We start from the raw sequence: 12,813 nt of genomic DNA on the forward strand, positions 1-12,813 counted from the left end.
TTGTGTCTTATTACTAGCTCGACCAACTTTATAGCCGAGACTAAAGCATTTCGTAAAAGATATACGAGCGCAGGTTACTGGGCACGTATGCGTGCACAATAACTAGCACGGCGGCTCTGGTTTGTCAATGGGGGGATTGTCTGGACGAATCCCCCTCACTATGCTATAATAAGGGGCATCAAGTCATTTTGGTTGCTTTATCGTTACTGCTCATGGCAGGTATTTTGAAAACCGGCACATGGACAGCAACATTGTATGCACGGGAGAATGAGATGAAAGAAAATATGAAAATACGAGGTCAGCTGCGGACGTATCTGCAGTGGCCGATCATACTGTCGGTATTCCTGTTGGCGGCGAACCTGGCAGTTGGGATTGTGAGCCCGGCTGCCGGTCTTGTGATGTCCGGATTTACGGTTATATATGTGCTGGTGGCACTCTGGCTGTTCATATACCGGAGAAAACGTCTGATGGGCGGACTGGTGGAGTTTTCGGCGGAGTATGCGTGGGTGCAGAAACAGCTCCTCTATGAGATGGCGGTGCCGTATGCCATCGCGGACACAGAGGGACATTTCCTCTGGTTGAACCACTCCTTTTCGGAGATCGTCGGGGAAGATAAAAACTGCCGTAAGAATATCGCGGCGGTCTTTCCGGAACTGACGCGGGAATTTTTGGATGAGATGGACGAAAAAACGAGCGTTCATTCTTCATTTGACGGCAGATTTTACCGGATCGATATCCAGCAGGTGGCGCTGAGCGAGACGGAAGGTATGAAGCTTGGCGCGGTGGACGAGGACAGCGGTGAGATGCTTTTAGTGCTGTATCTCTGCGATGAGACGGAGATTCTGCGCTGCAAGCAGCAGATCAACAACCAGCGTCTGGTGGCGGGACTTATCTATCTCGACAACTACGACGAGGCGCTGGAGAGTGTCGAGGAGGTACGCCGTTCCCTGCTGGTTGCCCTGATTGACCGGAAAATTACGAAGTATTTTATGGCGATGGAAGGTATCGTCAAGAAGCTGGAAAATGACAAGTATCTGTTTGTGATCAAGCAGCAGTACACGAAAGAGATTCAGGAGAGCCGCTTTTCGATCCTGGAGGATGTCAAGACGGTTAATATCGGAAATGATATGGCTGTCACGCTGAGTATCGGTATGGGTATGAATGGAGACAGCTACATCCGCAACTATGAGTATGCGAGAACGGCGATTGATATGGCGCTGGGACGCGGCGGCGATCAGGCGGTTGTCAAGGATGGCACGAAGATCCGCTATTACGGCGGCAAATCGCAGCAGCTGGAAAAAACGACCCGTGTCAAGGCGCGTGTCAAAGCGCATGCGATGCGCGAGCTGATGGATACGAAGGATAAGATGTTGATCATGGGACACAAGATCGGCGATACGGATTCCTTTGGCGCGGCGATTGGTATCTGGCGGATTGCGACCTCTTTTAATAAAAAGGCGCGGATCGTCATCAATGGGGTCAATTCTTCCGTGAAACCGATGATGGCGCGGTTTGAAAACAGCTCTGATTACCCGGAGGATCTGTTCTTAACCGGCGAGGAAGCGGCAGAGTGGGCGGATTCCAACACGATGTTAGTTGTGGTTGATGTCAACCGCCCGAGTATCACGGAGGCACCGGAATTGCTCAAGCAGATCAAAACGATCGTGGTGCTCGACCATCACCGCCAGAGCAGCGAGATCATCGACAATGCGGTGTTATCTTATGTCGAGCCGTATGCGTCTTCGGCGTGTGAGATGGTAGCCGAGGTATTGCAGTACATCGGCGACGACGGCATCAAGATCAAGCCGGCGGAGGCGGATGCGATGTACGCCGGTATCGTGATTGACACAAACAATTTCATGAACCAGGCAGGTGTCCGCACCTTCGAGGCGGCGGCGTTCCTGCGTAGAAACGGCGCGGATGTCGTGCGTGTGAGAAAGCTGTTCCGCGACCGGCTGGAGGACTACCGGGCGAGAGCTGAGGCGATCCAGAAAGCAGAGATTTATCACGGCGCATTTGCGATTTCCGTGTGTCCGTCCGAAGGACTTGAAAGTCCTACCGTGGTTGGCGCACAGGCGGCAAATGAGCTGCTGGATATTGTAGGCATCAAGGCGTCATTTATCCTGACGCAGATGGGCGACACGATCTATTTCAGCGCGCGTTCGATCGATGAGATCAACGTGCAGATTATCATGGAGCGCTTAGGCGGCGGCGGACACCGCACGATTGCGGGCGCACAGCTTAAGGGTGCGACGATCGATGAAGCCAGAGAGAAATTAAAAGATCTCATTACGGATATGATGGAGAAAGGAGAAATATAACGATGGAAGTTGTATTATTAGAGGATGTAAAGGCACTTGGCAAAAAAGGTCAGATTGTAAAGGTAAGCGACGGCTATGGACGCAACTTTATTCTGACAAAGAAACTGGGAATCGAGGCAACACCGAAGAACTTAAATGATCTGAAGCTGCAGAAGGCAAATGAGGCGAAGATCGCGGCAGAGCATCTGGCAGCAGCGAAGGATCTGGCAAAACATCTGGAGGATAAGTCCATCACCCTGTCCATCAAGGCAGGCGAGGGCGGAAAAGCATTTGGCTCTGTTTCTTCCAAGGAGATTGCAAAGGCGATCAAAGATCAGTTAAATCTGGATATTGACAAGAAGAAACTGGTTCTGCCGGAGCCGATTAAGACCTTTGGCACACACGAAGTTCCGATCAAGCTTCACAAAGAAGTAACCGGAAAACTGGCAGTAAAGGTTGTAGAAGCTTAATATGGAGGACTGAATCATGGATGAAGCCCTGATAAAGCGGGTTCTCCCGCACAGTGTAGAGGCGGAACAGTCAGTCATCGGATCCATGCTTATGGATCGGGAAGCAATTATCGCGGCGTCTGAGATTATCACAGGCGCCGATTTTTACCAGCACCAGTACGGCGTCATGTTTGAGTCGATGGTCGAGCTTTTCAATGAAGGAAAGCCGGTCGATCTGGTGACGCTTCAAAATCGGCTGCGCGAAAAAGATGTTCCGCCGGAGGTCAGCAGCCTGGACTTTGTCCGGGATATCATGACATCTGTGCCGACCTCGGTCAATGTCAAATCGTATGCCAATATCGTGCGGGAAAAGGCAGTCCTGCGCCGTTTGATAAAAGTGAATGAGGAGATTGAAAACCTCTGTTACGGCGGAAGGGACAAGCTGGAGGATATTCTGGCGCACACGGAGAAATCGGTGTTTGACCTGCTCCAGAGCCGCGGAGGCGGAGAGTTTGTGCCGATCCGGCAGGTGGCGTTGAATGTTCTGGAAAAGATTGAGGCGGCGTCGAAGAGCAACAGCACCGTCACGGGTATTCCGACCGGATTTATCGATCTGGATTACCGGACGTCGGGATTCCAGCCGTCCGATTTTATTTTGATTGCGGCGCGTCCTTCGATGGGTAAGACGGCGTTTGTTCTGAATGTTGTCGAGCATGTGGCGGTCAAAAAAGGGCTTCCGTGCATGGTATTCAGCCTGGAAATGTCGAAGGAACAGCTGGTCAACCGTATGCTTTCGATGGAGTCGAATGTCGATTCCCAGAAGCTGCGTACCGGTACGCTGACGGATTCCGACTGGGATGCCGTTGTGGAAGGCATCGGCACGATCGGAAGTTCCAAGCTGATCATCGATGATACGCCGGGTATCTCGATCTCGGAGCTGCGCTCGAAATGCCGCAAGGTGAAGCTGGAGTACGGTTTAAGCCTTGTCATTATCGACTATTTACAGCTGATGAGCGGCAGCGGAAAGAGCGGAGAGAACCGCCAGCAGGAGATCTCGGAGATTTCCCGTTCACTAAAGGCGCTGGCGCGAGAGCTGAATGCGCCGGTTATCTCCCTGTCGCAGCTTTCCCGTGCCTGCGAGACACGTCCGGACCACCGCCCGATGCTTTCGGATCTGCGTGAGTCTGGTGCGATTGAGCAGGATGCCGATGTGGTTATGTTTTTGTACCGTGATGATTATTACAACAAGGATACGGATACGCCGAATATCGCGGAGGTAATCATTGCCAAACAGCGTAATGGTCCGATTGGAACGGTGCAGCTGATGTGGAGACCGGAGCTGACGAAGTTTGCGAATTTGGCGAAATAACGATAGAATCGTGTAAGGGACGGGACCGGATAAATATATGATTGATAAAAGATTATTATGTAAAAAGGAATATGAGAAATGTTTGAATTGATAAAAGAATCGGATCTGGACACCGTCCGCCATTTTTACCGTGCCTTAGCTGGAACCGAGTTTTGTGCCTGGACGGACATCTATCCAGGGGAGCCGGAGCTTCAGTCGGATTTTTCCAGGGATTCGCTTTTTTGTATCCGGGATGATGTGTCGGGGGAGATCGCGGGGCTGGTTTCGATCGATGATGATCCGGAGGTGGAATCGATTCCGTGCTGGTCGGAAGAGCTGCAGCCGTCGGCAGAAATTTCCAGACTGGGTGTGGCGGAGAAGTACCAGAACCGAGGCATCGCACGCGAGCTTCTGGCAGGCGCGATGGAGGAACTTAGAAGACGCGGCTGCAAGAGTGCCCATATGCTGGTGGCGAAGGATAATGTGAAAGCGCTGCGGTCATACGCGAAGCTGGCCTTTGAGAAGGTCGGTGAGTATGTGCTGCAGGGGCATGATTACTGGTGCTTTGAGAAGAAGCTGTAGAATGGAGAGGGGAAATTTAATCCCCTCTTTTTATTTATGTCATTCATTCGCCTTCTACCGTCAGCGAGCTGGCATTTAGCTACGATATGGTAATCGTTCCGATCGATGGTGAAGGAGTTCCGGAACTGGTTTTTTATGTAAATGCTATTCATATTTAGTTTGAACCCCGCATATAGTAGTAGTAAGGTACCGGGGAGGACAAGCAGAATGAATAAGAACAAGCATTACCTGATTTCGGATGCTTCCAGACAGGTGCAGGTGGAGGCTCACGTGCTCCGGTACTGGGAGGACGAGCTGGGGCTTCCGATTCCGAGAAATGAACTGGGGCATCGGTACTATACGGAGTTTCATATCCAGCTGTTCCGTCAGATCAAGCAGTTGAAGGAACAGGGGTACCAGTTGAAAGCCATACGGGGAATCCTCGGAAAAGTGGAAGAAAATCAGAAAACAGAACCGGAAGCGCTTTTGGAAGCGCAGGCACAGGCGGTTTTCCGGGAAACGGGAACAGGAGAGCGTAACATGAGCAGGCAGGAAAATATGGAAATGAAAAAAAATACAGAGGTAGAAAACAAGGAAACAGAACTGCCGCAGGCAGAGGTTTCCCAGCCTCTGGCGGGGGAGAAAATGCGCCAGTTTCAGGAGATCATGAACCAGGTCATCGGGCGCGCGATCGAGGAAAACAGTGAAAAACTGAGCCAGGATGTTAGCTATCTGGTGCATGATAAATTGATGAAGGAGCTGGAATACCTGATGCGGGTCTCTGATGAGCGGGAGGAAGAGCGCTTCAAGCGCCTCGACGAGGTCATCCGCGCGTATCAGCGGGAAAACCAGGGGCGAGCGGAAGCAGCAGCGGCTGCGCTAGGGCGGTTTCCATTTTTCCGGTCCCGTGTAAAGAAAAAGAAATTTGGACGGAATGGGAATAAGATGTGATAAGTTCTGCAAAAGGGCATAAAAAAACCTGTCGGAAACGACAGGCTTTTTTATGTAGATATTTCGTTTTTGTTTGTGTTTAATTAGCCCTGCTCGATAGCGCCGGTCGGACATACGCCTGCACATGTACCGCAGTCGATGCAGCTGTTAGCGTCGATATCGTATTTGCCATCTCCCTGAGAGATTGCTCCAACTGGACATTCGCCAGCACAGGAACCACAACTTACACAAGAATCAGTAATTACAAATGCCATGATAAAATCCTCCTTTTATATTTATGCGTTTGGCTATATTCTATACTAAAAATGCGAAATATTCAAGGAGAAATTGATGGTTTTCATGTTCTAAAATAAAAGCAATGGAAAAAACCGATTTTTCTGGAAGTCAGTATTCCTACAGGGTCGAGAGCGTTGAGAGCGCGTGCTCCCGGACGATCGTCTCATAATGCTCCTCATAGTATGCCTCAAATGCATTCGGGGCAGCGGCAGTCTTTAATGGTTCGCTGTACTCGGACAGGAGATTGCACAGGCGGTTGAATGCGTCGGTGCTGTCGGCTGTCTGGCGGACAACAAGGTAGTAACGACCATCGGACGGGTGTTTATAAAGCGTGTTCGGTGTTTCGCAGACTGGAGCTGCGATGCGCGCTGCCCGGCAGACCTCGTCGAGGGAGCCGAAAGTAAAAATACGCGCTGCCGGCAGTTTGGAACCTGGCTCTGCATTTTCAGTGGAAGGCGCGTCCGAACCGGTCAGCGGGCTTGCGGCGGTATTTTTGCCATTGTCAGTAAATAGGCTTAAAAGCCCGTCCGCGCCCTCTAAAAGCTCGTTGGCAAGCGCTGTCAGAGGCTCGTCCTCGTTTCCCGGGGAAAAGCGTGAAAAGCGGGTGTCCAGCTCTTCCGGGTCCTCGATCTTGGTAATGATCAGCATGATGCTCTCACTGGAGAGCGGAATTGCTTCCACCATCAGAGGAATATCGTCCGCCTCGAAGCCGACTTCATTCGATGCCTTCTGGATCATTTCATGGAACAGTTTTTTCGCCTTTTCCGTGCCATAGGCGAGTTCGCCCAGATTTAAGTTGCGGGCGCTCAGATCGCTGCTTGTCAGGGTGCAGCGGATCTGGTTTTCGTTGATGCGTTCTATTTTCATGGATTTTCACTTCCTTGTCTTTTGGGTGGTTAAGATACCGAATGCTTCGTGCTTCGCACTTCCGCAATTTTGCAAGACATTCGTAAGCCGCTCATTTTTCTGCGGAAAAAGGCTGTTTACTCATGTTTTGGACTTTGGAACCTTGGTATTCATCATACTATATAATATAATCACTTGGCAATTTGAATATGAAAAAAAAGCATAAAATCTTTCTAAAAACGGTTGCGGGAACCGAGGGGATCGTATACAATGAATCTTGAGAGGTGGTATAGACCGAAAGGAGGCGCGGTACGGAAGCAGCCGTTCTATTTGGAAAATACCAGCTGGAACGTGTGATCGGACGCGGTCGGAGCGGAACTGTTTTTTTAGCCAGGCATCTGGGGCTTGATGAAGAGAGAGCGATTAAGCGTGTCAGGCGGACAGAGAGCGGTTTCATTCAGGAAGCAGCGCTTTTGAAGCGGCTGCGCCATCCGGGAATCCCGATCATCTACGATCTGGAAATTGACGAAAATTATTATTATCTCATCGAGGAATATCTGTGCGGTGAGTCGTTGTATGCCCGAATTGAGAGAACGGGCAGTCTGCAAACGGGAGAGCTTATCCGTCTGGGAATTGAGCTTTGCCGGATCATGAATTATCTGCATTCATTCAAACCAAATCCAATCTTATATTTAGATCTCCACCCCGGGAATCTTCTAATCTGCCGGGAACAATTAAAATTGATTGATTTTGATCAGGCGGCACTGGCGTCTTTGAGCCAGGAACGATCTGTTTGCTATGGAACAAAAGGCTTTGCAGCCCCCGAACAGTACGAGGGAGGGACTCTGGATGAGAGGACCGACATCTATGCCATTGGCGCCCTCCTGTACTATATGGGGACAGGGCATGCCCCAGAGGGGGAGATAAAAGCAGGACAGGGAAGCTGTTGGGGAGATCTGTACATTCTTATGGGGCGATGTCTCAGAACAGAGAAAAAAGAGCGCTGCCAGAGTGTCCGGGAAGTGTTAGAGGCATTGGAAAAACTGGAGGCGCGCATATTTGCAGAACGTCATATACCACTTCTCAGGATTGCCGTAGCAGGCAGCCGGAGCGGAATCGGGGTTACACATACCGCACTTGGCGCGGTCCGATATCTGCGGCAGAAAGGAGTTTCCTGCCTTTACAGGGAGCAGAATGACACGGGGGCAGTCCGCAGGCTGGCATCCTGGTATGGGATGGTGCCGGATGAACATGGAATTTATTACATGGACGGTCTGGCGTTGGAACCCAGATACAGCGATGTGGTGCAGCTGGAACAGCCGGTGTTTGAAGTGATTTTAGATGACTGCGGAACCAGGCTCCAGACGGTTCTGGATGGGGAGTATGATTTGATTCTTTTCGTCTGTGGATTGCAGCCGTGGGAGAAAGAAGATTCTCTGCGGGCGATCCGGTTTCTGGGAGCAGAAGAGGGACTCCAGATTTTATTAAATCACAGAAAATGCGGGCGGGATTATCTTCCGGAGGAGGTCCGGCATCTTAGGTATCTGCGGCTTCCGTTTTTAACCCCGCCGTTCGATGCAGGCGGAAGGCGGGGGCAGGAAAATGAGGCAGCGGAGGAGACAGAATTTTTTGAAAGGATTTTCCGGGAGGAAGCTCTCAAAAAAGGACGGGGGACCAGACAGGCAGCAAAAGAAGGGGGACTCTGGCGGAACATCCGGCGAAGGTGGGAGCGCTTTATGGGTGGATTCCCGTGGCAGTGGAAATAGGAGGAAATACAGATTAGAATCGGAAAACGGGGCGAAGGCTCAAAAGTGGGGCGAAAATTCAGGCAAAAACCAGTGCCAGACACAAAGCAGGCCGGGACAGAACGCCTGGAATGTATCGGGATAGCCGGGAGCGGACCATCGGTTGGGGTGACACACTTTTCGCTTATGACGGCAGCATATCTGTCCGGGGTTCTGTGCCGGCGAACGGCGGTTCTGGAACAAAATGAGAGCGGCTCATTTGCACAGCTTGAAAAGATATTCCGGACGGGAAAAAGAAGGGAAAAACCGGTTATAGACGGGGCAGGACAGCCGTTTGAAATTAGGGGAATTTTTTTCTATCAAAAGGCTGAACGTGCAGAATGGTACGATTGTTCGGAAAGGGGGATGGAGGCGATGGTGATCGACTTCGGAGCCTTGACACAGAAGAATCAGGATGCCTTTTTTCGATGCAGCCGCTGTTTTCTGGTCGGTTCGGTCAGCGGATGGCAGCTGGCAGATTTTGCGGCATTGGCAGCAGAAAAGCAAAAATGGAAAAAATGGTGTGAGTATTTCGTCTCATTTGGAGAAGAGGAAGCTGTAAAAATGGCAGAGCAATATCTGGATATCCGGATCCGGCGAATCCCACTGCAGAAGAACGCATTGATGGTTACGGGAGAGTCCATGACTTTTTTTGGAAAATTCCTACGATAAGCGAGGCAGACCTGGGGTTATAAATTACCGATTATCTCCGAAAGGTCAAAAGTTAGAAGGGGCTGTTTTCGCGGAATGGAGAAGGTGTGGAATGGTAGTGAGAAAAAGTAAAAAAGAAGAGGCAGAGAGGAGGCGTAGGGAACAGCAGAGAATATTTGTCGAGGGATTACAGCGATATAAAAGCAAAGGAATCCAGATTTTAATTGATGGGAGGGAGTGCAGGCCAGAAGAATACAGGAAGCTGTGTGAGTTCCGGGAGGACGGCTCGTTTTATATGGCTGATTACGTCGGAGCGGAGACAGGAGTGCTGACAGAGATACATTTTGACCGGGTTTACAACCGGTGATAAGAGAGGTGCCGTTTTGTCCGTATCTGGACAGTCCGCCGGATTTTTCTTTCGGAGAAAATGGTGAGAACTGTTTAGATGGTGCTATTACAGTTACTGGGCACGTATGCGTAAACAGTAACCTATTACAGGGAAAATGAAAGAGGAGTTAAGAAAAAAGTCAACATTCCATGGAGCTGGTGTGATATAATAAGGGCACTTAGCGAGGTATTTTCGAGCTTAGTGCTTATGGTATTACCTTAACATACACCGGAGGAAAACATGGAAAGAGGAAGATCAAGGAAAGCACGTTCGGGCTGTCTGGGACGGATTTTCGGGTTTGTGCTGTTTTTAATCGTGGCAGCCGTTGGCGTGATTGCAGCGGTCAAATATATGCCAAGCCGGGAGAGGGCGGATCTGGATGCTCTGTACGCGGCGGGCGGCAGCGACCGGGTGGCGCTGTATCTGAACTATGAACGTCAGGAGGAGAGCGGGGTCTACGTGGACGGGCAGACATATCTGCCGGCTGCGTGGGTAGATGCGAACTTAAATGAACGTTTTTACTGGGATGCCAATGAGGAAATACTGGTGTACGCCCTGCCGGAGGAGATCGTGAAAAGCGACGAGACGACCGTGGATGAGGACGGAAAAAAGATCCTTTACCGGGATGGTGATGCAGTTTATCTTTCACTGGCTCTGATTCAGAAATACACCGATGTGCGTCTGCAGGCGTATGATGGTGAGGCACAGAAGCGGGTTTTCGTGGAAAATAACTGGGATCCGGTCACGGTGGCAGATGCGGCGTGGAGCGCCAAGATCCGCTTAAGAGGCGGCTTGAAAAGCCCGATTGTGACTGAGATAAAGCGCGGCGGGACAGTGACAGTGCTGGAACAGTATGACAACTGGGCGAGAGTCATGACACCGGACGGTCATATTGGATATATGCACAAGTGGAAGATGAAAAATCTGCACGAGGAGACATTAAAGAGTGATTTTACTGCTCCGGTCTACCAGAATATTTCACTGGATCAGAAGATTGTGATGGTCTGGCATCAGGTAACGATCGCGGCGGCAAACCAGGCGATGGATTCTCTGATTGCAAAGACGAAAGGTGTCAATGTCATCGCGCCGACGTGGTTTACGCTTAGCAGCAACAGCGGCGCGTATGAATCTCTGGCAGATAAGTCCTATGTGGATCGGGCGCATGAAAAAGGTCTGCAGGTCTGGGCGGTACTCGACAATTTCAGCCGCGAATGCAGCAAGAACGTGCAGGCGGAGGTGCTTCTTTCCAGGACGTCTGTGCGCGAAAAACTGATTGAAAATATGATGACAGAGGCGGACCGTTATGGATTTGACGGTATCAATCTGGATTTTGAGAGTTTGAAGACGGCGGCGGGCGTCCATTACATCGAGTTTATCCGCGAGCTGTCGGTTTCCTGCCGAAAGAAAGGGCTGGTGCTGTCGGTCGATAACTATGTTCCGGCGGTATATAACCGTTTCTACAACCAGAAAGAGCAGGGCAACGTCGCAGATTATGTGATTATCATGGGTTATGATGAGCACTATGCAGGCGGTGAAGCCGGTTCTGTTTCTTCGATCGGATATGTCGAAAACGGCATCAAAGATATGCTTTCCCTGGTTCCGAAGGAAAAGGTAATCAACGCAGTCCCGTTCTACACAAGGCTCTGGACGGGAAGCGGCGACAATGCGTCCTCCCGTGCGATGGGAATTTCCGAGGCGACAAAATGGGTCTCGGAGAGCGGCATGGATCTGACCTGGGATGATTCGGTTGGTCAGTATTACGGCAGGCTGGACAGCCAGAACGGCGAACAGCAGCTCTGGATGGAGGAGACAAGGTCTCTGGGACTCAAGATGGATTTAATCAAGAAATACGACCTGGCAGGCGTAGCCGGATGGCGGCTGGGGCTGGAAACCAGCGACGTCTGGGATGTGATTGGCTGGGAGTAGAGACAATTTAATTAAGATTCAATGATTCAAAGTAGGGTGGAAGTCTCATGCGGGAGCGTGGGGCTTCTGCTTTTTTATGTAATAGGAAATTCCTTGGAATCCCCTATTACACAAAAAGGCACTAACGTGCCAATGATGTGTACTCGCGCGAAGATGTAGTTTGTCGCAAGCGACCGCGCTCGGCGCGAGAATGTGCCAAGGCACATTCTTCTTTATAAAAAAGAGCGTCTTGGACAAAAAACCTCCGGGCGGAAAGATTGATTCATCCGCCTGGAGGTTATTAAAACATCAAAAATATTGTTTTGTCTGGGAGAAATGTGATTATTCTGCCTCTTTTGCCTGATCGATCAGGTTGGTGTAGAAAGCAAGAAAACTGTCATCACCTTCAGCGATCATAGCTTCCGGATGGAACTGTAAGCCCATCACGTAGTCTTTATCTTCTCTGACGATTGCTTCGATGATTCCATCTGGAGCAGTAGCAACGACTTTCAGGTTGTCACCTAACTGATCGACTGCCTGATGATGCCAGGAGTTTACAGTGTAGGTGCCTTCTCCGCCAAATGCGGCAGCAACGATGTTATCTTTGTCTACGGTAATCTCATGTTTTGCGAATACCTTACGGTCCGGATCGCGATGTTCGATATCGGACGGATTCTGAGTCGGAAGATCCTGATATAAGGTACCGCCGCTTAATACGTTTAAGAACTGCATGCCACGGCAGGTGCAGAGCATCGGGATATCCTCATCGAGAGCTGCCTTGATTAAAAGAGAATCAGAAGTATCTCTGACTTCGTTTACAGTCTCTAATTTTTCGTTTGGCTCTTCGCCGTAGTAGCTCGGATCAATATCTTCGCCGCCGGTCATAACCAGAGCATCGATTTCTGCCAGAGCATTTTTCGCGTCATCCTCGGTTTTGATCTGAGGAAGATAAATTGCTTCGCCGCCAGCTTTGGTAACGGCATCTATATATAACTGTGCATCTTCGTCGATTTCGTCGGCATTCCATGAAACGCCGACTTTGACTTTCTCTTCTTCGTCATTCGCCGCTTCTTCGGCAGTCTCTGCTTCGCCTTCTGTCTCGGTTACTTCGGCTTCAGCCGCTGTTGTATCGGCTGCCGGTTCAGACTTTGTTCCACAAGCTGTTAAAGAAAAAGCCAGGGATAAAGAAAGAAGCACTGCACTGGTCATCATTTTAATTTTTCTCATTCGAATTTCCTCCCTAATACAAATTGTCCTCCCAAACATGGCTGGATTCTAACATAAAACAGTCATAAAAATACAAAAAGATACATAAAATTACATAATAAAATAAAATAATTTTTAATGCTACCTA

At 50.0% G+C, this 12,813-nt stretch carries 12 protein-coding genes; 9 read left to right on the forward strand and 3 right to left on the reverse strand.

Features of this window, described 5'->3' with window-relative positions:
• Window positions 1–272: 272 nt before the first annotated feature.
• The 5 genes from DW931_RS11550 (at window position 273) to DW931_RS11570 (ending at window position 5,609) form a co-directional block, all read left to right on the forward strand.
• Window positions 273–2,321 carry a DHH family phosphoesterase gene (locus DW931_RS11550; protein ID WP_118469339.1) on the forward strand — a complete coding sequence of 683 codons (2,049 nt, stop codon included), beginning with the start codon at window positions 273–275 and terminating at the stop codon, window positions 2,319–2,321.
• A 2-nt stretch (window positions 2,322–2,323) separates the two neighbouring features.
• Complete coding sequence (rplI, locus tag DW931_RS11555; RefSeq protein WP_022358874.1) at window positions 2,324–2,770, forward strand: 50S ribosomal protein L9; 447 nt, start codon at window positions 2,324–2,326, stop codon at window positions 2,768–2,770.
• Between the two features lie 16 nt (window positions 2,771–2,786).
• Window positions 2,787–4,118 (forward strand): replicative DNA helicase, encoded by a 1,332-nt coding sequence (dnaB, locus tag DW931_RS11560; protein ID WP_022358873.1) that lies wholly within the window; start codon window positions 2,787–2,789, stop codon window positions 4,116–4,118.
• 78 nt (window positions 4,119–4,196) lie between these two features.
• Window positions 4,197–4,679, forward strand: coding sequence for a GNAT family N-acetyltransferase (locus DW931_RS11565; protein WP_107001809.1), 483 nt, complete (start codon window positions 4,197–4,199; stop codon window positions 4,677–4,679).
• Between the two features lie 207 nt (window positions 4,680–4,886).
• Window positions 4,887–5,609 (forward strand): helix-turn-helix domain-containing protein, encoded by a 723-nt coding sequence (locus DW931_RS11570; RefSeq protein WP_118469338.1) that lies wholly within the window; start codon window positions 4,887–4,889, stop codon window positions 5,607–5,609.
• Window positions 5,610–5,692: 83 nt separating this feature from the next.
• Here the strand turns inward: DW931_RS11570 and DW931_RS11575 are convergent, their stop codons facing one another.
• Both DW931_RS11575 and DW931_RS11580 read right to left on the reverse strand, forming a co-directional pair.
• The gene (locus DW931_RS11575) at window positions 5,693–5,863 is read right to left on the reverse strand and encodes a 4Fe-4S binding protein (protein WP_107001811.1); all 171 of its coding nucleotides are present in this window, start codon (window positions 5,861–5,863) and stop codon (window positions 5,693–5,695) included.
• A 139-nt stretch (window positions 5,864–6,002) separates the two neighbouring features.
• Window positions 6,003–6,752 carry an adaptor protein MecA gene (locus tag DW931_RS11580; protein ID WP_107001812.1) on the reverse strand — a complete coding sequence of 250 codons (750 nt, stop codon included), beginning with the start codon at window positions 6,750–6,752 and terminating at the stop codon, window positions 6,003–6,005.
• A 323-nt stretch (window positions 6,753–7,075) separates the two neighbouring features.
• Between DW931_RS11580 and DW931_RS11585 the strand changes: the two genes are divergently transcribed.
• The 4 genes from DW931_RS11585 (at window position 7,076) to DW931_RS11600 (ending at window position 11,480) form a co-directional block, all read left to right on the forward strand.
• A complete protein-coding gene (locus DW931_RS11585; RefSeq protein ID WP_118469337.1) occupies window positions 7,076–8,497 on the forward strand; it encodes a serine/threonine-protein kinase in 1,422 nt (473 codons plus the stop codon).
• A gap of 72 nt (window positions 8,498–8,569) precedes the next feature.
• Window positions 8,570–9,187 carry a hypothetical protein gene (locus tag DW931_RS11590; protein WP_118482014.1) on the forward strand — a complete coding sequence of 206 codons (618 nt, stop codon included), beginning with the start codon at window positions 8,570–8,572 and terminating at the stop codon, window positions 9,185–9,187.
• A gap of 91 nt (window positions 9,188–9,278) precedes the next feature.
• Complete coding sequence (locus DW931_RS11595; protein ID WP_022358865.1) at window positions 9,279–9,533, forward strand: hypothetical protein; 255 nt, start codon at window positions 9,279–9,281, stop codon at window positions 9,531–9,533.
• A gap of 261 nt (window positions 9,534–9,794) precedes the next feature.
• The gene (locus tag DW931_RS11600) at window positions 9,795–11,480 is read left to right on the forward strand and encodes a glycosyl hydrolase family 18 protein (RefSeq protein ID WP_118469336.1); all 1,686 of its coding nucleotides are present in this window, start codon (window positions 9,795–9,797) and stop codon (window positions 11,478–11,480) included.
• Between the two features lie 321 nt (window positions 11,481–11,801).
• On the opposite strand, the gene DW931_RS11605 is transcribed toward DW931_RS11600, so the two are convergent.
• Window positions 11,802–12,686, reverse strand: a complete 885-nt coding sequence (locus DW931_RS11605; protein WP_181357266.1) for a gamma-glutamyl-gamma-aminobutyrate hydrolase family protein — start codon at window positions 12,684–12,686, stop codon at window positions 11,802–11,804.
• Between the last annotated feature and the right edge of the window lie 127 nt (window positions 12,687–12,813).

It is taken from the genome of Clostridium sp. AM43-3BH (assembly GCF_003479985.1).
Taxonomy (GTDB): Bacteria; Bacillota; Clostridia; order Lachnospirales; family Lachnospiraceae; genus Otoolea; species Otoolea fessa.

Bases quoted from the DNA above. Each gene is read 5' to 3' on its own strand.
- DW931_RS11565 (WP_107001809.1), top strand. From the start codon at position 4,197: ATGTTTGAATTGATAAAAGAATCGGATCTGGACACCGTCCGCCATTTT.
- DW931_RS11550 (WP_118469339.1), top strand. From the start codon at position 273: ATGAAAGAAAATATGAAAATACGAGGTCAGCTGCGGACGTATCTGCAG.
- DW931_RS11595 (WP_022358865.1), top strand. From the start codon at position 9,279: ATGGTAGTGAGAAAAAGTAAAAAAGAAGAGGCAGAGAGGAGGCGTAGG.
- DW931_RS11600 (WP_118469336.1), top strand. From the start codon at position 9,795: ATGGAAAGAGGAAGATCAAGGAAAGCACGTTCGGGCTGTCTGGGACGG.
- DW931_RS11570 (WP_118469338.1), top strand. From the start codon at position 4,887: ATGAATAAGAACAAGCATTACCTGATTTCGGATGCTTCCAGACAGGTG.
- rplI (WP_022358874.1), top strand. From the start codon at position 2,324: ATGGAAGTTGTATTATTAGAGGATGTAAAGGCACTTGGCAAAAAAGGT.
- DW931_RS11580 (WP_107001812.1), bottom strand. From the start codon at position 6,752: ATGAAAATAGAACGCATCAACGAAAACCAGATCCGCTGCACCCTGACA.
- DW931_RS11605 (WP_181357266.1), bottom strand. From the start codon at position 12,686: ATGAGAAAAATTAAAATGATGACCAGTGCAGTGCTTCTTTCTTTATCC.
- DW931_RS11575 (WP_107001811.1), bottom strand. From the start codon at position 5,863: ATGGCATTTGTAATTACTGATTCTTGTGTAAGTTGTGGTTCCTGTGCT.
- dnaB (WP_022358873.1), top strand. From the start codon at position 2,787: ATGGATGAAGCCCTGATAAAGCGGGTTCTCCCGCACAGTGTAGAGGCG.